This is a genomic window from Billgrantia saliphila, from assembly GCF_002930105.1.
GTDB classification, from domain to species: domain Bacteria; phylum Pseudomonadota; class Gammaproteobacteria; order Pseudomonadales; family Halomonadaceae; genus Halomonas; species Halomonas saliphila.
In genome coordinates this window covers 191276-208141 of the sequence record NZ_PJRN01000006.1, presented here as the reverse complement: position 1 = coordinate 208141, position 16866 = coordinate 191276, and the positions used below count along the sequence as shown (strand labels likewise).

The 16866-nt window shown below is 67.9% G+C and carries 16 protein-coding genes; 11 read left to right on the top strand and 5 right to left on the bottom strand.

Features of this window, described 5'->3' with window-relative positions; genetic code table 11:
• Window positions 1-25 precede the first annotated feature (25 nt).
• From deoC to cdd, 5 genes are read left to right on the top strand one after another with little or no spacing between them, the layout of a single operon-like run.
• Window positions 26-799: a deoxyribose-phosphate aldolase gene (gene deoC / locus CYJ07_RS09105; RefSeq protein WP_104203373.1), complete on the top strand. Its 774-nt coding sequence runs from the start codon at window positions 26-28 to the stop codon at window positions 797-799.
• Complete coding sequence (gene deoA, locus CYJ07_RS09100) at window positions 799-2160, top strand: thymidine phosphorylase (RefSeq protein WP_104203372.1); 1362 nt, start codon at window positions 799-801, stop codon at window positions 2158-2160. Before deoC ends, deoA begins: the two co-directional genes overlap by 1 nt.
• Complete coding sequence (locus tag CYJ07_RS09095; protein ID WP_104203371.1) at window positions 2157-3407, top strand: phosphopentomutase; 1251 nt, start codon at window positions 2157-2159, stop codon at window positions 3405-3407. The genes deoA and CYJ07_RS09095 overlap by 4 nt, the downstream gene beginning before the upstream one ends.
• Window positions 3408-3417: 10 nt before the next feature.
• The gene (gene deoD / locus CYJ07_RS09090) at window positions 3418-4146 is read left to right on the top strand and encodes a purine-nucleoside phosphorylase (protein ID WP_104203370.1); all 729 of its coding nucleotides are present in this window, start codon (window positions 3418-3420) and stop codon (window positions 4144-4146) included.
• Window positions 4143-4550: a cytidine deaminase gene (cdd, locus tag CYJ07_RS09085; RefSeq protein WP_104203369.1), complete on the top strand. Its 408-nt coding sequence runs from the start codon at window positions 4143-4145 to the stop codon at window positions 4548-4550. Before deoD ends, cdd begins: the two co-directional genes overlap by 4 nt.
• Before the next feature lies 1 nt (window position 4551).
• On the opposite strand, the gene CYJ07_RS09080 is transcribed toward cdd, so the two are convergent.
• From CYJ07_RS09080 to ubiU, 3 genes are read right to left on the bottom strand one after another with little or no spacing between them, the layout of a single operon-like run.
• Entirely contained in the window at window positions 4552-5304 is a 753-nt protein-coding gene (locus CYJ07_RS09080) for an anaerobic ribonucleoside-triphosphate reductase activating protein (protein WP_231489582.1), read from the bottom strand.
• Between the two features lie 29 nt (window positions 5305-5333).
• Entirely contained in the window at window positions 5334-6248 is a 915-nt protein-coding gene (locus tag CYJ07_RS09075; RefSeq protein WP_104203368.1) for a U32 family peptidase, read from the bottom strand.
• Between the two features lie 8 nt (window positions 6249-6256).
• Complete coding sequence (gene ubiU, locus CYJ07_RS09070; protein WP_104203367.1) at window positions 6257-7252, bottom strand: ubiquinone anaerobic biosynthesis protein UbiU; 996 nt, start codon at window positions 7250-7252, stop codon at window positions 6257-6259.
• 154 nt (window positions 7253-7406) lie between these two features.
• Between ubiU and CYJ07_RS09065 the strand changes: the two genes are divergently transcribed.
• From CYJ07_RS09065 to CYJ07_RS09055, 3 genes are read left to right on the top strand one after another with little or no spacing between them, the layout of a single operon-like run.
• Window positions 7407-8036 (top strand): TetR/AcrR family transcriptional regulator, encoded by a 630-nt coding sequence (locus tag CYJ07_RS09065; protein ID WP_104203423.1) that lies wholly within the window; start codon window positions 7407-7409, stop codon window positions 8034-8036.
• Window positions 8033-9397, top strand: coding sequence for an efflux RND transporter periplasmic adaptor subunit (locus CYJ07_RS09060; protein ID WP_104203366.1), 1365 nt, complete (start codon window positions 8033-8035; stop codon window positions 9395-9397). Before CYJ07_RS09065 ends, CYJ07_RS09060 begins: the two co-directional genes overlap by 4 nt.
• The gene (locus CYJ07_RS09055; RefSeq protein ID WP_104203365.1) at window positions 9394-12525 is read left to right on the top strand and encodes an efflux RND transporter permease subunit; all 3132 of its coding nucleotides are present in this window, start codon (window positions 9394-9396) and stop codon (window positions 12523-12525) included. The genes CYJ07_RS09060 and CYJ07_RS09055 overlap by 4 nt, the downstream gene beginning before the upstream one ends.
• Here the strand turns inward: CYJ07_RS09055 and CYJ07_RS20280 are convergent.
• Together CYJ07_RS20280 and CYJ07_RS09050 are read right to left on the bottom strand one after the other, a co-directional pair.
• Window positions 12482-12631: a hypothetical protein gene (locus CYJ07_RS20280; protein ID WP_156085483.1), complete on the bottom strand. Its 150-nt coding sequence runs from the start codon at window positions 12629-12631 to the stop codon at window positions 12482-12484. The genes CYJ07_RS09055 and CYJ07_RS20280 overlap by 44 nt on opposite strands.
• A gap of 27 nt (window positions 12632-12658) precedes the next feature.
• On the bottom strand, window positions 12659-13135 hold the full coding sequence (locus CYJ07_RS09050; protein WP_104203364.1) for a hypothetical protein: 477 nt from the start codon (window positions 13133-13135) through the stop codon (window positions 12659-12661).
• A gap of 576 nt (window positions 13136-13711) precedes the next feature.
• Between CYJ07_RS09050 and CYJ07_RS09045 the strand changes: the two genes are divergently transcribed.
• The 3 genes from CYJ07_RS09045 (at window position 13712) to CYJ07_RS09035 (ending at window position 16865) form a co-directional block, all read left to right on the top strand.
• On the top strand, window positions 13712-14107 hold the full coding sequence (locus CYJ07_RS09045; protein WP_197038301.1) for a SirB2 family protein: 396 nt from the start codon (window positions 13712-13714) through the stop codon (window positions 14105-14107).
• A 72-nt stretch (window positions 14108-14179) separates the two neighbouring features.
• The gene (locus tag CYJ07_RS09040; protein ID WP_104203363.1) at window positions 14180-14497 is read left to right on the top strand and encodes a carboxymuconolactone decarboxylase family protein; all 318 of its coding nucleotides are present in this window, start codon (window positions 14180-14182) and stop codon (window positions 14495-14497) included.
• 310 nt (window positions 14498-14807) lie between these two features.
• On the top strand, window positions 14808-16865 hold the full coding sequence (locus CYJ07_RS09035) for a prolyl oligopeptidase family serine peptidase (protein ID WP_104203362.1): 2058 nt from the start codon (window positions 14808-14810) through the stop codon (window positions 16863-16865).
• Window position 16866 lies beyond the last annotated feature (1 nt).

The window sequence follows — 16866 nt, the reverse complement described above, 5'->3', positions numbered from 1 at the left end:
CGCTCTTGCTTCGACAGGTAACGTCATGACCGAACTGCAACAGGCCGCGCGCCAGGCCCTGGCGCTGATGGACCTCACCAGCCTCAACGACGACGACAGCGACGCCGTCATTCGTGAACTGTGTGCCCGTGCCAATACGTCTGCGGGTCATCCGGCGGCGGTGTGCATCTACCCGGCCTTCATCGAAACCGCCCGCCAGGCGCTGACCGAGCAGGGCCTGTCCGGCCAGGTGAAAGTGGCCACGGTGACCAACTTTCCCCATGGCGAAGCCACTATCGAACGCGCCGCGGCCGAGACCCGCGCGGCCGTCGCCGCGGGGGCCGACGAAGTCGACGTGGTCTTCCCCTACCGTGCGCTGATGGCGGGCGATGCCGAGGTCGGCCGTGAGCTGGTCGCCGCCTGCAAGCGCGAGTGCGGCGACGCCGTGCTCAAAGTCATTCTGGAAACCGGCGAGCTCAAGCAGGCGGGACTGATCGCTCGTGCCGGCATGCTTGCCATCGATGGCGGCGCCGATTTCCTCAAGACCTCCACCGGCAAGGTGAAGGTCAACGCCACGCTGGAGGCCGCCAAGATCCTGCTCACCGAGATCAAGGCGAGCGGTCGCGACGTGGGCTTCAAGGCCGCCGGCGGCGTGCGCACCACCGAGGACGCTGCCGCCTACCTGCAGCTCGCCGAGCAGGTGATGGGGCCCGAGTGGGTGACTCCACGGCACTTTCGCTTCGGCGCCTCGGGGCTGCTCGGTAGCCTGCTCGAGATCCTCGGCGTCGAGGAAAATAAAGGTCCAGCGGGGGGCTATTGATGCGCTCGCAGACACTGCCCCAGGAGCGGATCCGCGCCAAGCGCGACGGCGAGGCGCTCTCGCCCGAGGCGATCCGCGAACTGGTGGCCGGCATCGCCGATGGCAGCCTCTCCGACGCTCAGGTCGGGGCGCTGGCCATGGCGGTGTATCTCAATGGCATGGATGCCGCCGAAACGGTGGCATTGACCGAGGCCGTGCGCGACTCCGGCGAGGTACTGGCGTGGCATGGCTCTGGCCTGGATCCGGGCCTGCCGGGGCCGGTACTCGACAAGCACTCCACCGGCGGCGTCGGCGATCTCGTTTCGCTGGTGCTGGGGCCGTGGATCGCCGCCTGCGGCGGTTTTGTGCCGATGGTCTCCGGTCGCGGCCTGGGCCACACCGGCGGCACTCTGGACAAGCTCGAAGCGATTCCCGGCTATGACATTGCGCCCTCGCGGGAGCGCTTTCGCACCTTGGTGCGTGAGTCGGGCGTAGCTATCGTCGGCCAGACTGCCGAGCTGGCGCCGGCCGACCGGCGGCTCTACGCCATCCGCGACGTCACCGCCACGGTGGAGTCGCTGCCGCTGATCGTCAGCTCGATACTGGGCAAGAAGCTCGCCTGTGGCCTCGACGCCCTGGTGATGGACGTCAAGACCGGCAGCGGCGCCTTCATGCCCACCCATGAGGCGTCATTCGAGCTGGCCACTACCATTGCCGACGTGGCGAGCCGGGCCGGTACGCCGACTACTGCACTGCTCACCGACATGAGCCAGCCACTGGCGCCCTGCGCCGGCAATGCCGTCGAGGTGCGCGAGGCGATTGCCCTGCTGACCGGTGAGAAGCGGGGGGGCCGCCTGCTCGAAGTGACCCGCGAACTAGCCGCCGAGCTGCTGCTGGCCGGCAAGCTGGCAGACAGGCGCGATGCAGCCCTGTCCCTGCTCGATGAGCGGCTCGCCTCGGGCGCCGCCGCCGAGCGCTTCGCGCGCATGGTGGCGGGCCTGGGTGGCCCGGCCGACCTGCTCGAGCGCTACGATCATTATCTGCCCCAGGCACCCGTCGTTCGTCCCGTGTATGCCGCGCGGGCAGGCCGCGTCACACGCATGCACACGCGTGCGCTGGGCCTGGCCGTGGTGGAGCTGGGCGGCGGGCGCCGGGCGCCGCACGATGCCATCGATCCCGCCGTCGGTCTGACCGGCATCGCCGCCCTCGGCGAGGCGGTGGGCGGCGAGCGCCCGCTGGCCTGGGTGTATGCGGCAAGCGAGGACGATGCCGAGCGTGCCGCCAGCCAGCTGCGGGCGGCCATCGAAGTGAACGACGTCGCCGCTGGCGACGTCACACTGCCTACACTCATTCAGGACGTGATTCGTCGGGAGGCGCCATGACCCGTGCAATCGTGCTGGTACTCGACTCCTTCGGCATCGGTGGCGCGCCGGATGCGGTGGACTTCGGCGACGCCGGAGCCGACACCTTGGGCCATATCGCCGCCGCCTGCGCCCGCGGGCAGTGCGACGGAGCTGAACGCCAGGGCCCGCTCGTGCTGCCCAATTTGGCCCGGCTGGGGCTGTTCCACGCCCATCGCGAGAGCAGCGGTGCCTGGGCCGAGGGAATCACGCCGCCCAGCGAGGTGATCGGCGCCTACGGCCATGCCCGGGAGATCTCCTCGGGCAAGGACACCCCCTCCGGTCATTGGGAGATTGCCGGCGTGCCGGTGCGCTTCGACTGGGGCTACTTCTTCGACCTCGAGGACAGCTTCCCGCCGGAGCTGCTCCAGGCGCTCGAGCGCGAGGCCGGGCTGCCCGGCGTGCTGGGCAACTGCCACGCCTCGGGCACCGAGATCATCGCCCGGCTCGGCGAGGAGCACGTGGCGAGCGGCAAGCCCATCGTCTACACCTCAGGCGATTCGGTGTTCCAGATCGCCGCCCACGAAGAGGTCTTCGGCCTGGAGCGGCTCTACGCCCTGTGCGAGACCGCGCGTCGGCTGCTCGAGCCCTACAACATCGGCCGGGTGATCGCACGGCCCTTCATCGGCCGTAGCACCGATGACTTCGCCCGTACCGCCAATCGGCGTGACTACAGCGTCGAGCCGCCCGCGCCCACGGTGCTGCAGAAGCTCGAGGGTGACGGCGGCGAGGTGATCGCCATCGGCAAGATCGCCGACATCTACGCCCACTGCGGCGTGACGCGCACGGTCAAGGCCAGCGGCCACGAAGCGCTGATGGATGCCACCCTGGCCGCGCTGGACGAGGCCGACGAGCGCTCGCTGGTGATGACCAACTTCGTCGACTTCGACACTCTCTACGGCCACCGCCGCGACGTGGCCGGTTATGCCGCCGCGCTGGAGGCCTTCGACGCGCGTGTACCCGAGCTGCTGGCCAGACTGCGTGACGACGACTTGCTGGTGATCACCGCCGACCACGGCTGCGATCCCACCTGGCACGGCAGCGACCACACCCGTGAGCGGGTGCCGGTCCTGGCGCTGGGCGCGGGGCTCGAACCCGGCTCGCTCGGCGCTCGCGACACCTTCGCCGATATCGGCCAGAGCCTGGCGGCGTACCTGAGCCTTTCGCCCATGGACGACGGCAAGAGTTTTCTTCGCGATCCTCTCCCCCCCGACCCTCTCGCTGCCTAGGAGACCTACGATGGCGACTCCCCATATCCAGGGCGAACGCGGCATCTTCGCCGACACCGTGCTGATGCCCGGCGACCCGCTGCGTGCCAAGTACATCGCCGAGACCTTCCTCGACGAGGCGCGCGAGGTGAACAACGTGCGCAACATGCTCGGCTTCACCGGCCGCTACCGCGGCCGCGAGATCTCAGTGATGGGTCATGGCATGGGCATTCCCTCGGTCTCCATCTACGCCAAGGAACTGATCACCGACTATGGCGTGAAGCGCCTGATCCGGGTCGGCTCCTGCGGCGCGGTGCGCGATGACGTGGCGGTGCGCGACGTAGTGATCGGCCTGGGCGCGAGCACCGACTCGGCGGTCAATCGCACTCGCTTCATGGGCCACGACCTCGCTGCCATTGCCGACTTCGAGCTGACCCGCCATGCGGTGGACGCCGCCGCGGCCCAGGGCGTGGCGGTCAAAGTGGGTAACCTGTTCTCGGCGGATCTGTTCTACAACCCCCAGGCCGAGCTGTTCACCCTGATGAAGCGCTACGGCATCGTCGGTGTGGAAATGGAAGCGGCAGGGCTCTACGGCGTGGCGGCGGAGTTCGGCGGTCGGGCAATGACCATCTGCACCGTGTCGGACCATATTCTCAAGGGTGAATCGCTGCCCAGCGAAGCCCGCGAGCGCAGCTTCAACGAGATGGTCGAGGTGGCGCTGGAGGCGGTGCTGCGCGATGACGAAGGGAGCGTGGCATGAGCGACGCCATCGAGCCGGCCATCGTCGAGGCGCTGATCGCGGTGCGCGGGTGCGCCTATGCGCCCTACTCGCAGCATCCGGTGGGCGCGCTGGTGGAGAGCGAGAGCGGGGCGCGCTTCGCCGGCGCCAACGTCGAGGTGGCCCACTACAAGGGGCTGTGTGCCGAAGCCTCGGCCATCGCCGCCATGGTTAGCGCCGGCGAGCGTCACCTTCGCAACGTCTACGTCATCGGCCCCGGCGAGCACCTCTGCTCGCCCTGCGGCGACTGCCGCCAGCGTATCCGCGAGTTCGCCGACGCCGAGACCCGCATTCACGTGCTCAACGCTCAAGGTGTGCTGCTCAGGCGCTACAGCATCGAAGAACTGCTGCCCGATGCCTTTGGGCCGGAGAATCTCAGCCACTAACTCACTCCCGCAGCTCGATACGCTCAAAGTGCGGACTCAGGCGCTTGACCAACCCGGCGAGCATGGCCCGCGGCGGGGCGTTCTCCGCCGGCTGGCAGTAGGCCGGGTCGAGGCACTGGCGGGTGCGGGCCACCTGGATGGCGTAGCGGCGCACGCCGCAGTCGGCCAGGGTCAGCGCCAGACGCTCCACGTCGGCCAGCTCGAAGTCGCGCCAGTGCACGGTGGTACGACATTCGAAATTCACACCGCTGTCGAGCAGCGTCGTCAGGCTCTGGCTGTTGCGCTGCCAGATGCCTGGGCGCCCGCAGATGCGGTCGAAGTCACGCCCGCGCCCCTTCACGTCGAGCCCCACCCAGTCGAGATTCGGCAGCAGGCGTGAGAGTCGCGCCGGGTAGGGCCCGGCAGTGTGCAGTCCCACCTTGAAGCCCATCGCCTTTACCTCGCTGACGGCGGCCGGCAGAGCGTTGTGCAGCGTCGGTTCGCCCCCGCTGAAGACCACCGCCTCAAGCACCCCCCGGCGCTCCTCGAGAAACTCCCGTACCGCCTGCCACTCCCGCTCGTCGCCACGTCGTGGCGGCATCCGCTGGCTGTTGTCGCAATAGCCGCAGCGCAGCGGACAGCCCTGCAGGAACACCACACAGGCCAGATGATCCGGGCAGTCCAGCGTGGTCAGCTGGGTCATGCCCGCCACCGGCAGGCGAATGCCGTCCAACGGTCTGGACATCGGGATTTCGTCCGTGTCGATCAGGTTCATGGCGACCTCCGAAGGTGGCTGGGAAGCGTTCAGGGAACGGGCAGGCGCGTGTTGTCCATGCCCGGCCGGCCGTGCCAGTAACCATCACAGACCTCGACCTCGACCAGTGCCAGCGGATCGGCGGCCGGCAGCTCGCCGCGGCGCGCGGCGTCGAAGGCGGCCACCACTTCGGCCATGCTCTCGGCGCGGGGGCTCAGGCGTGCCACCGCCACGCCCATAGCGGCCATGTCGCTCACTTCATGGCGTAAGTCCTGGCAGGCGCCGGAGAGGGTCTGGATGCCATTGAGAGTGAACACCTCCTTCGACTCCTGCGAGCGCAGCGCCAGGCCCTCGGGGTACTTCTGGCAGACGAACTGGCAGCGGTCCTTGGGCTTCTGGTGGCGCCGCGCGGTGAAGCAGCGCGACGACCAGGCCAGTGGCAGGTGGCCGTAGGCGAATACCTCGCAGGGCTGATCGAGGCCCTCGGCCTCGCAGTCGGCGAGCAGCCGGGCGAGATCGTCGCGCGACATCTCTACCGGCGCCTGCCAGCGGCACATGCCGGCGCGGGCTATCACGCCGATGGAAGCCGGGTTGTAGAGGTTCAGTGCGGCACCGGCGACGAAGGGCAGGCCGGCGGCGGCCAGGCGCTGCAGGGCGCTCTGATCGTTGGCCTCGACCATGAACTCACCGTTGTCGCACAGCTTGCGCAGGTCGCGCAGGTCGGCCTCGGACTCGATCAGGGTCTGGCTCGCCAGCACCACCTGCTTGCCGCTCTGGGTCAGCTCGCGGCCGATGCCGAGCCAGTCGTCGAGCTTCATGTCGCGCCGCCGCGAGCATACGGACTCTCCCAGATAGACGATCTCCACCGGCCAGTCGGCGGCCTTGCGGTAGAAGTCGGCGTAGCGCTCGCGGGTCCAGTAGAACAGCACCGGGCCCAGGGCGAGCTGCAGGGAATCGGAAGACATGCGGACTCCTATTTCCAGCGGCGCTCGTAGGCGCCCAGTGTTGTAGTGGCGCCCTCTGAGACCTCACCGAGGCCGGCCATCCAGGCGGGGTCGGGGTGGAAGCGCTCGGGTGTCTTTACGAGGCGATCCAGCGCCTGGCGCCAGATCCCGGCCACCTTCGACACGTAGGCGGGGCTGCGCTGGCGCCCCTCGATCTTCACCGCGCTGATACCCAGCTCGCGAAGCTCGGGCAACAGCTCTAGGGTATTGAGGCTGGTGGGCTCCTCGATGGCGTGGTAGGTCTCGCCGCCGACTTCGAAACGTCCCTTGCACAGGGTGGGGTAGCCGGCGCGCTCGCCTTCGCCATAGCGATCGATCAGCACGCCATTCAAGCGCGACTCCAGGCCCTGGGGCGTTTCCTCCCAGCGCACGTGAGCCGCCGGCGAGCAGACGCCGCGGGTATTGGGCGATTCGCCGGTGAGGTAGGAGGAGAGATAGCAGCGCCCCTCGGCCATGATGCACAGGCTGCCGAAGGCGAATACCTCGAGCTCCACCGGGCTCTGCTTGGCCAGGTCGCGCACCTGGGTGATGGAGAGCACGCGCGGCAGCACGGCGCGCTTGATACCGAACTGGTCGTGATAGAAGCGCAGCGCCTCATGGCTGGTGGCCGAGCCCTGCACCGAGAGGTGACGGGCGAGGTCGGGATGGCGCCGGGCGGCATAATCGAGCAGGCCCATGTCGGCCATGATTAGGGCGTCGACGCCGAGCTCGGCGGCCTGGTCCACGGCGCGGGTCCACTGGGCCCAGCCGTCGGGCTGCGGATAGGTGTTGATGGCACAGAACACCCGCTTGCCGCGGGCATGGGCGTAGTCGATGCCTTCGCGGGCGCGTTTGTCGGTGAAGTTGAGGCCGGCGAACTGCCGGGCGTTGGTGGCGTTCTGAAAGCCGAAGTAGACGGCATCGGCGCCTTCATCCACCGCCCGCTTCAGGGCCGGCAGGTTGCCGGCCGGGCAGACGAGCTCCATGTCGCTCTCCTCGCAGTCTGGATAAACCCGACCATGCTAGTCGACGAAGGAGAGACGTCTTTTGATGAGGGTCATGGTGAAGCGGGATACCTGCTGGCGCGACGAGGCATCACGGCATAAGATAGTAATCGATTACTATCTTATGAGGTCGCCCATGCCGACCAAACGCAACCTCACCGCCGAAGCGCGGCGCGAACTCACCGTGCAGGCGGTCATCGAGCTGAGCGCGGGCGACGATCCGGCGACGATCACCACCACCGACATCGCTAAGCACATGCAGGTGACGCAGGGTGCGCTGTTCCGGCACTTCGCCAGCAAGGACGCCATCTGGGAGGCGGTGATCGACTGGATCGAGACCCGTGTCATGCAGCGTCTCGAAACCGCGGCGGCACAGGCCGACGGTCCGCTCGCGGCCCTGCGCGCCATGTTTCTTGCCCATGCCGACTTCATCGTCGTGCACCCCGGGGTGCCGCGACTGCTGGTGGGGCAGTTGCAGCATTCCCGACCGACGCCGGCCCGGCGCCGCGTACACGCGCTGCTCGGCACCTATCAACAGCGCATCGAGCGGCTGCTGATCCAGGCGCGCGAGGCGGGCGAATTGCGCGAGGGACTGGATATTGCCTCGGCGGCCGTTCAGTTCATCGGCATCCTCCAGGGGCTGGCCATCCAGGCGCTGATGGTGAACGATCTTCAGCGCGTCGCGCGTCAGGCCCCCGGCGCCTTCGAGATATTCTGCCATGGCATTCGCCCCCCGGACGCCGCTCGCGGCAAGGCGGAAACATGAGCACCGCCAGCCGACTGCGCCCCGTGCTGGTGGTAGTCGGCGGGCTGCTGGCGGGGGCTGTCCTGCTCGCGCTGCTGGTCATCTACCGCCAGTCGCCCGAGCGCAGCGAAGCGTCGGTCACGCCAACGCGCGTGACGTTCATCGAAGCGCGCCCGCTGGCGTTCCGCCTCGAAGCGCGCGGCCACGGCGTGGCGCGCCCGGCCGAGACCTGGCAGGCGGTGGCCAATGTGAGCGGACGGGTCGTGGAGCGCCATCCCGATCTGGAGAGCGGTACCCTGCTGGCCGAAGGCACCCTGCTGCTGGCACTCGACCCGAGTCGCTACGAGCTGGCCATCGCCGAGGTCGAAGCGGAACTGGCCAGCCTGACGGCCGAGCTCGGGCAACTGGAGACCGAAGCGGATAACGCCCGCCGCCTGCTGGCGCTGGAGCGCGAGCGATTGAGCCTCGCCGAGCGCGAACTGGCACGCATCGAGCGGCTGGCCGAGAGCGGATCGGTCTCCACCTCGCAGCGCGACGAGCAGCGTCGCAGCACGCTGGCCCAGCGTCAGTCGGCGACGACGCTGGAAAATACCCTGGCCTTGCTGCCCTCGCGCCGCGACGTTCTCGCTGCCCAGCGCGAGCGGGCCGCTGCGCGTCTGGCCCAGGCCCGGCGCGATCTTGAGGACACCCGCTTCGTGGCGCCCTACGACCTGCGCCTTGGCGAGGTAGCCGTGGAGCGGCATCAATTCGTGACGACGGGACAACGGCTCTTCGAGGCCGACAGCCTGGCGGCGGCCGAAGTGGAGGCGCATATTCCTCTCGCCATGATGCGTCGCCTGCTGGCTGGCGTGGTGCCCGACGAGCCGCCCCGAAGTGCGCTGGAACTGAGCGAGCGCCTGGAACTGGCGGACATAGAGGCCGAAGTCGCGCTGGTCGGCGCCGAGGGCGTGGGCTGGACGGGACGGCTGGTACGGGTCGCCAGTGGCCTGGACCCGGCCACGCGCTCCGTGCGTGCGGTGGTCCGCGTCGCGGATCCCTATCAAGATGTTCTGCCGCCCGACCGACCGCCGCTGCAGCGCGACATGTACACCCGGGTACGCCTCTCCACGCCGAGCCGCGAGCCCTTGCTGGCGGTACCGGCAAGCGCGGTGCACCAGGGGGAGCTGTACCTGGTGGATGACGAGGACCGTCTGGTGCGACGCGACGTTCAGGTGAGCTTCGAGCAGGACGACCTGGCGGTGATCGCCGCGGGCCTCGCGTCGGGCGAGCGGGTGCTGGTGACCGACCTCGCCAGCGCGATACAGGGCATGGCGCTGGCCCCCCAACGTGACGAATCGCTCGAGCGTTGGCTCGCCGAGCAGGCAGCGGGAGAGCGGCCATGATCCGCTGGTTCGCCGGCCACCCCACGGCGGCCAACTTGCTGCTGGTGTTGCTGATCGCCGCCGGCCTGTTCGCGTTGCCCCAGCTCAAGCGCGAGACGCTCCCCGACTATCGCGCGGTCGAGGCGAGTATCGAGGTGACGTATCGCGGTGCCAGCGCCACCGACGTCGAGGACGCCGTCTGCCGTCGCTTGCACGACGCGGTCAAGGGCGTCGAGTTCCTCGACGAGTTCGTCTGCGCCGCCCAGGACAACCTGGCCAGCGCCACAGCGAGCATGACGCGGGGCGGCGACGCCATCCGCTTTCTCAACGAGCTCGAAACCGAGGTGGACGCGATTACCGACCTGCCGCCGCGCGCCGAGCGCCCGGTAGTGCGTGAACGGCATCGCAGCGATCTGGTGGCCGCGGTGGCGGTCTCCGCCGACATGCCGGAGCGTCAGCTCGAGGATTATGCCCTGCGCCTGGAAGAGCGCCTGATGGGCTTGCCGGGCGTGGCGGACGTGGCGATTCACGGCATGTCCCAGCGCCAATGGCAGGTGGAGGTGTCGCGCGAGGTGCTGGGGCAGCACGGCCTCTCGGCGCGCCAGCTTGCCGCCCGTATCGCCAGCCAGAACCTCGATCTGCCGCTCGGCACCCTGGAGACCGGCGAGCGCGAGATACTGCTGCGCTTCAGCGATCAGCGCCGCTCGCTGGAGGAACTCGCCTCGCTGGTGGTGCTTTCCGACCCCAAGGGCGGCGAGCTGACCCTGGGTGAGATCGCCTCCCTGCGCGAAGTGGGCGAGCGCCCCGAGGAGAAGATCCGCTTCGAAGGCGAGCCGGCGCTGGTATTGGAGGTGAGCAAGTCGCTGCGTGCCGATGCGCTGACGGTGAAAAGCGCCATGGAGCGACTGCTGCAAGCGGAGCGTCAGCGCTTCAACGGTCGGCTCGACCTCACCCTGACCCAGGACATGACCGGCATCGTGAGCGATCGCCTGCGGATGCTGGTCGTCAACGGCATCATGGGCCTGGCACTGGTAGTGCTGACGATGAGCCTGTTCTTCCGACCCCGGCTGGCGCTGTGGGCGGTGCTGGGGCTGCCGGTGGCCTTCATGGGCGCTTTCGCGGTGATGGCGCTCACCGGGCTGTCGCTCAACATGATTACCCTGGTGGCGTTGCTGATGGCCATCGGCATCGTAATGGACGACGCCATCGTCATCACCGACAACGTCGCCGCCCATGCCATGCAGGAAGCCACGCCACTGGAGGCGGTGGTGGCCGGCACGCGGCAGGTGCTGCCGGGGGTGTTTTCCTCCTTTCTCACCACGGTGGCGGTATTCGCACCCCTGTCGTTCCTGGCCGGTGAACTGGGGGCGGTGCTGGAAGTCCTGCCGGTAGTGCTGATCGCGGCCTTGACGGCCAGCCTGGTCGAAGCGTTCTGGATCCTGCCGCATCATCTAAAAGGCGGCGTGTCGCGGCTGGGCGAGCAGAGTGACTCCCGTTTCCGTGCAGCCTTCGAGCGCGGCTTCGATACCTTGCGCGAGCGGGTCGGGAGGCTTGCCGACGGGGCGATCCGTCGGCGCCACGCGGTACTGGGAGTGATGCTGGCCGTGCTGCTGGGCTCGGGCGGCTTCATGGCCGGCGGCCATATCGGCAGCGAGGCGATGCCCGACATCGACGGCGACGTGCTGGAGGCGCGCATCCTCATGCCCCAGGGCACGCCGCTGGCCCGCACCGAGACCGTGGCCGAGCGGGTCGAGGCGGCCATGCGCGAGCTGGACGCCCGGTATTCACCCGAGCAGCCGGACGGCGCCTCCCTGGTGGAAGCGATCCAGGTACGCTTCAACCACAATGCCAGCGTCCGGGAGCCCGGCTCGCACGTGGCCACGGTGATGGTCGATCTGCTCACCGCCGAGCGGCGCCGCGTCACGCTCGATACGTTGACCGAGGCGTGGCGTGAGGCGATCGGCCGGGTCGAAGGCATCGAACGGTTGATCATCCAGGAGCCGGGGCTCGGCCCCGCCGGCGTGCCGATCGAGGTGCGTCTCGTCGGCGAGGAGCTGGATGCGCTGAAGGCTGCCGCCATGGAGCTGGCCACCCGATTGGAGAGTTACGATGCCGTCTATAACGTCATCGACGACCTGCGACTGGGCAAGCCGCAGCGCGCCTACACCCTGGCCGAGGGCGCCCACGGCCTCGGCCTGAGCGCCGAAGAGGTGGCCGTCCAACTGCGCGCCGCCCTGCTCGGCGAGGTGGCCGATACCCAGCGCATAGGTGAGCTGGAAGTAGAAATCCTGGTGCGCCAGGCGCAAGCCGACCGCGACGACCTGAATGACCTGGCCGATCTGACGATCACACTGCCCGACGGCAGACGGGTGCCGCTGGAAGTGGTGGCGAACATGCACGAGCGGCGTGACTGGGCGCGCATCACGCGTATCGACGGGCGCCGCACGGTGAGCGTGGAGGCCAACGTCGACGCGCGCCGCACCAGCGCCCAGGCCATCGTCGACGACCTGCGCGGCGGCTGGCTGGAAGACTTCGAGGCGCACTATCCCGGGGTGACGGTCGCGTTCGAGGGACAGGTGGCCAGCTCCGCGGAAACCGGTGCCTCCATCGGCCGGGCGTTGCTCATCGGCCTGCTGGGCATCTTCTTGATCCTGTCGTTTCAGTTCCGCAGCTACGTGGAGCCACTGATCGTCTTGCTGACGATACCGCTGGCGTTCATCGGCGCGATCTGGGGGCACGTGCTGATGGGCTACTACCTCTCCATGCCCTCGCTGATCGGGGCGGCGTCGCTGGCCGGCATCGTGGTGAACAACGCCATCCTGCTGATCCAGTTCATCAAGACGCATCGCGAGCGCGGTCTGGATGCCGCGGCGGCGGCGGGGCAGGCCAGTCGCGACCGGCTGCGCGCCATCCTCATCTCCTCGACGACGACGATTGCGGGGCTGCTGCCGCTGTTGGCGGAAACCAGCACCCAGGCGGCCACCATCAAGCCGCTGGTGATCTCGGTGGTGTTCGGCCTGCTCAGCGCCACCGTGCTGGTACTGGTGGTGATTCCGGCACTCTACGTGCTGTTCGACGACTGGGGATGGTTGCGCGGGAAGCGGCCTAAAGCGCCCACACCAACGCCAGCAGAACCCCCCAGGCCATGAGGCCGAAGGCGATGATCGTGTAGGTGGCCGACATTACCATGACGTCGTCCTCCTCGCGCTCGGCGAGCGCCTGAAGGCCGTGGTAGACCAGCCCGCACGACAGCATTAGCGCCAGCAACTCATGGGCCGATGCTCAGGCCGCCAGCTCCTCAATGATGCGCTGGGCCGCCCGGTACTGCTTGAGGAAGCGCTCGAGCAGGGTGCGCATCTCCAAGGTGCAGCACACCGCCAGCTGGCTCTCGTAGAAGTGCAGTGACAGCCGGGTGTCGGCCTGGGCCCGGGCCAGCAGGACGCGGACGGCCGCGTCGTCGTTGACGAAGACCTGGTCGCGGAAGGTGTCGTGGGAAGCGACCGCACGCTGTGGCTCGCGTTCCCAGGCACCGGCGAAGACCTGCATGCGCTCGGCCAGGCGATGGAGGTCGAGCAGACGCTGCTCGCACTCGATGCCGAACAGCGCCATGATCAGGCTGATATCCAGCCGGCTCGGCAGGAAGCTCAGCGCCAGGCTGCGGTGGCGACGAAGTTCGCGATACTCATGGTGGCAGACCTGCACGAGCTGCCCTTGCGGCAGCGGATCGTGCGTGGTCAGCGCAAGCGAAAAAGCGGACATGGGAGCCTCCCTGGCGGATCGGTGCCGCGCAGCGGCACCGGCGAGTGCGTTGAGTCGTGGCCTGGCGTGTTGTCGTTGCTGGCTGCCAAGCGGTTTCTTTCGCCCCGGCCCGTTGTCGTGCCAAGGGTCCGGTGTGCGATCGTGCTTTATGCTGAAGGTCTCAGGTTGCAGCCACGCGTCGCTCGTGTTGCAGCTTCTTGATGCTTGTCATGACTCTTGCGTGCCATGGGTTGCACAATGAGCTTGTCCTAGCGTTCAAGTCGGATATCGCCATGAAACCTCCGCTCTTCGTTGCAAGCCTGAACCGCCTCCCCGTGGCGCGCCTGGCCTTTCGCCCCTTCTCCTTCTCGCATCGCTGTTCAGCGTACTGGCCATGGGGGTGTAGTGGACATATAACCTGAGCATCCTGTTCTGGTGTGGCGCTTACCTGATCTTCCTGTTCCACTATACACAGCCGCTGTTGAGTGCCCGCGTCGACGGACAGGACGGCTAGAGCCCGCACGAAGACCGGCTGCGCCCGCTCTCTTCACCCAACGGGTAAGGAGGCGGGCCGGTGCCATGGAACCGGAGCATCGGATGATCGAACACTACATGCTGATCAAGCATCTGCACATGACCACGGCGGTGCTGAGCCTGACCCTCTTCGTCGTGCGCGCCTGGTGGTCGGTGCGCGAGGCGCCGATCCTGCAGCGGCGGTGGGTGAGGATCGTGCCCCACGTTAACGATACCCTGCTGCTGCTGCTGGGCGTCACGCTGATGGTCACGCTCTCGATGTGGCCGCACCAGCACCCGTGGCTCGCCGCCAAGCTGCTGGCGCTGCTGGGCTACATCCTGCTGGGGACCCTGGCGATCAAGCATGGGCGCAGCATCAAGGCCCGCGGCGTCGCCGCGGTCGCGGCGATACTCACCTTCGCATACATGTTCGGCACGGCTCTGAGCAAGGATCCGCTGTGGTTCGCCGCCTGGCAGTGACGCTGGCTGCCACGGGGTGCCGCTCTATACTGGATAGCCGCAACGTATCGAACCAGGAACGAGGAGTCTCGCATGGCCAATCAAGACCTTCCCTCCGGCGCCGGCAAGGTGGCCGACGACTATCCCGAGGTGTGGCGCGCCTATGCCGCGCTGGGCAAGGCGTGCGCCGAAGCGGGCCCGCTGGACGATCGCACGCGGCGCCTGGTCAAGCTGGCGCTGGCTGTGGGTGGCGGCTCCGAGGGGGCCGTGCACTCTCATATGCGCCGAGCGCTCGACGAGGGGATCGAGCCCGAGGCGCTCAAGCAGGTGGCCATGCTGGCGATTCCCACTCTGGGGCTGCCGGCCGGGGTGGCGGCTTTGACCTGGATCGAGGACATCACCGAATCCTAACTCCCTCGCGTACTGTCCTGTGTCGCCTGCCGCTCATGGAGGCCGCGCTTGAGTCGGTCCTGCTCGCCGAACTGGGGACGTCATCTGGAGAAGATGGCGGACCTGTCTCGCATCTTCGAGGTGGAAAAGTTTCACCTAACTCTATTTGCCTTGCGATCCGCATGGGTATGAGAAGTGGGCCCGTACGGAACGGGCCTAGCCCTGGCCATGCAGATGCTTTCCGCGCTTCGGCGCAAATATTGATCGGCATTGAGCCCGCGGCCGGGGCAGGCTAGCTTGGTGGGCAACCAAGGCCTACCAGGAGACCCGCATGGCGGCCCCACACGACGAGCACGATCCCTATCTCTGGCTGGAAGAGGTCGAGAGTGAGCGCGCCCTGGCCTGGGTGGAAGAACGTAACGCGGAGAGCCAGGCGCGGCTGGCCGATGCGCCGGGCTTCAACGAGCTGCGCGACGATTTGCAGGCGATCCTCGAGGCCGACGACCGCATCCCCTTTGTGGTCAAGCGCGGCGAGCACTTCTACAACTTCTGGCAGGACCGCGACCATCCACGTGGGCTGTGGCGGCGCACCACGCTTGCGGAATATCGCCAGGCGCGGCCCGAATGGGAGGTCCTGATCGACCTCGACGCGCTCAATGCCGAGGAGGGCGAGAACTGGGTGTGGCACGGCGCCCACTGCCTGCGCCCGACCTCGCCCGACGAGCCCTGGCGCCACTGTCTGGTGTCGCTCTCCCGCGGCGGCGCCGACGCCGACGTCACCCGCGAGTTCGATCTGGTCGAGAAGTGCTGGGTTGAGGAGGGTTTCCAGCGCCCCGAGGCCAAGGGGGGACTGGGCTGGATCGATCGCGATACCGTCTACGTCCAGACCGACTTCGGCGAAGGCTCGATGACGAGCTCCGGCTACCCGCGCATCGTCAAGCAGTGGCGGCGCGGCACGCCGCTGGCGCAAGCCGAGACGGTGTTCGAAGGCGAGCCTGATGACATGGCCGTTGGCGCCGCGCATGATCCCACTCGCGGCTTCGAGCGCGACTTCGTCAGCCGCGCCCGCGCCTTCTACGACAACGAGCTCTACCTGCGCGAGGCCGACGGTACCCTGCGCCGCATCGAGGTGCCCAACTCGGCCCACAAGCAGGTACACCGCGAGTGGTTATTGGTCGAGTTGCGCGAACCTTGGGAGTTCGATAGCACCACGCACCCCGCCGGCGCGCTGCTGATCGCCGACTTCGACGGCTTTATGGCCGGCAGCCACGACTTTCGCGTGCTGTTCACGCCCACCGAGCGCACCTCGCTCTCGGACGTCACCTGGACCCGCCATCATCTGATTCTCAACGTGCTCGACGACGTTAAGCATCGGCTCTATGTACTGACCCCCGAAGCGGGGCAGTGGCAGCCCGAGCCGCTTCCCGGCGTGCCGACCCTCGGCAGCGTCAGCGTGACTGCGGTGGATGACGAGGAGAGCGACGAGATTTTCGTCATCGTCAGCGACTACCTGACGCCGACCACGCTGCTGCATGGCCAGGTAGGTGAAACACTCGAGACCCTCAAACAGGCCCCGGCGCTATTCGACGCCGAAGGTCTCGAGGTCACACAACACTTCGCCACCAGCCGGGACGGCACGCCGATCCCCTACTTCCAGGTGGCGCGGCGCGACCTTGAGCCAAACGGCGATCATCCGACGCTGCTCTACGGTTACGGCGGCTTCGAAGTGCCGCTGCTGCCCGGCTACAGCCCCGGCGTGGGGCGCGCCTGGCTCAGCCAGGGCGGTGTCTACGTGGTGGCCAACATTCGCGGCGGCGGCGAATACGGCCCGCGCTGGCACCAGGCGGCGCTGCGCGAAAAGCGCCATAAGGCGTTCGAGGACTTTGCCGCGGTGGCAGGAAATTTGATCGAGCGCGGCGTCACCTCGCCGCGCCGGCTGGGCATCCAGGGGGGCTCCAACGGCGGCCTGCTGGTGGGCAACATGCTCACCCGCTATCCGCAGTTGCTCGGCGCCGTGGTGTGCCAGGTGCCGCTGCTCGACATGCGCCGCTACCACAAGCTGCTGGCGGGCGCCTCATGGATGGCCGAGTACGGCGACCCCGAGGGCGACGACTGGTCATTCCTGCGCGACGTTTCCCCCTACCACAACCTCGACCCCGGCGCCGACTACCCGCCGCTGCTGTTGATGACCAGCACCCGCGACGACCGCGTCCACCCGGGCCATGCGCGCAAGATGATGGCGCGCATGCGCGAGCAGGGGCATGAGGCGCTCTACTACGAGAACATTGAGGGCGGTCACGGTGGCGCGGCCGACAACCGACAGCGCGCCCATATGCAGGCACTGGCGTTCACCTTCCTTGTACAGCAATTGATGGGCGAGGTGGAGTGAT

Excerpts from the sequence above, each read along its gene's own strand:
- ubiU (WP_104203367.1), bottom strand. The coding sequence starts at position 7,252 with ATGGAGCTCGTCTGCCCGGCCGGCAACCTGCCGGCCCTGAAGCGGGCG.
- deoD (WP_104203370.1), top strand. The coding sequence starts at position 3,418 with ATGGCGACTCCCCATATCCAGGGCGAACGCGGCATCTTCGCCGACACC.
- CYJ07_RS09035 (WP_104203362.1), top strand. The coding sequence starts at position 14,808 with ATGGCGGCCCCACACGACGAGCACGATCCCTATCTCTGGCTGGAAGAG.
- cdd (WP_104203369.1), top strand. The coding sequence starts at position 4,143 with ATGAGCGACGCCATCGAGCCGGCCATCGTCGAGGCGCTGATCGCGGTG.
- deoC (WP_104203373.1), top strand. The coding sequence starts at position 26 with ATGACCGAACTGCAACAGGCCGCGCGCCAGGCCCTGGCGCTGATGGAC.
- CYJ07_RS09040 (WP_104203363.1), top strand. The coding sequence starts at position 14,180 with ATGGCCAATCAAGACCTTCCCTCCGGCGCCGGCAAGGTGGCCGACGAC.
- CYJ07_RS09050 (WP_104203364.1), bottom strand. The coding sequence starts at position 13,135 with ATGTCCGCTTTTTCGCTTGCGCTGACCACGCACGATCCGCTGCCGCAA.
- CYJ07_RS20280 (WP_156085483.1), bottom strand. The coding sequence starts at position 12,631 with ATGCTGTCGTGCGGGCTGGTCTACCACGGCCTTCAGGCGCTCGCCGAG.
- CYJ07_RS09055 (WP_104203365.1), top strand. The coding sequence starts at position 9,394 with ATGATCCGCTGGTTCGCCGGCCACCCCACGGCGGCCAACTTGCTGCTG.
- CYJ07_RS09080 (WP_231489582.1), bottom strand. The coding sequence starts at position 5,304 with ATGAACCTGATCGACACGGACGAAATCCCGATGTCCAGACCGTTGGAC.
- CYJ07_RS09060 (WP_104203366.1), top strand. The coding sequence starts at position 8,033 with ATGAGCACCGCCAGCCGACTGCGCCCCGTGCTGGTGGTAGTCGGCGGG.
- CYJ07_RS09065 (WP_104203423.1), top strand. The coding sequence starts at position 7,407 with ATGCCGACCAAACGCAACCTCACCGCCGAAGCGCGGCGCGAACTCACC.
- deoA (WP_104203372.1), top strand. The coding sequence starts at position 799 with ATGCGCTCGCAGACACTGCCCCAGGAGCGGATCCGCGCCAAGCGCGAC.
- CYJ07_RS09095 (WP_104203371.1), top strand. The coding sequence starts at position 2,157 with ATGACCCGTGCAATCGTGCTGGTACTCGACTCCTTCGGCATCGGTGGC.
- CYJ07_RS09045 (WP_197038301.1), top strand. The coding sequence starts at position 13,712 with ATGATCGAACACTACATGCTGATCAAGCATCTGCACATGACCACGGCG.
- CYJ07_RS09075 (WP_104203368.1), bottom strand. The coding sequence starts at position 6,248 with ATGTCTTCCGATTCCCTGCAGCTCGCCCTGGGCCCGGTGCTGTTCTAC.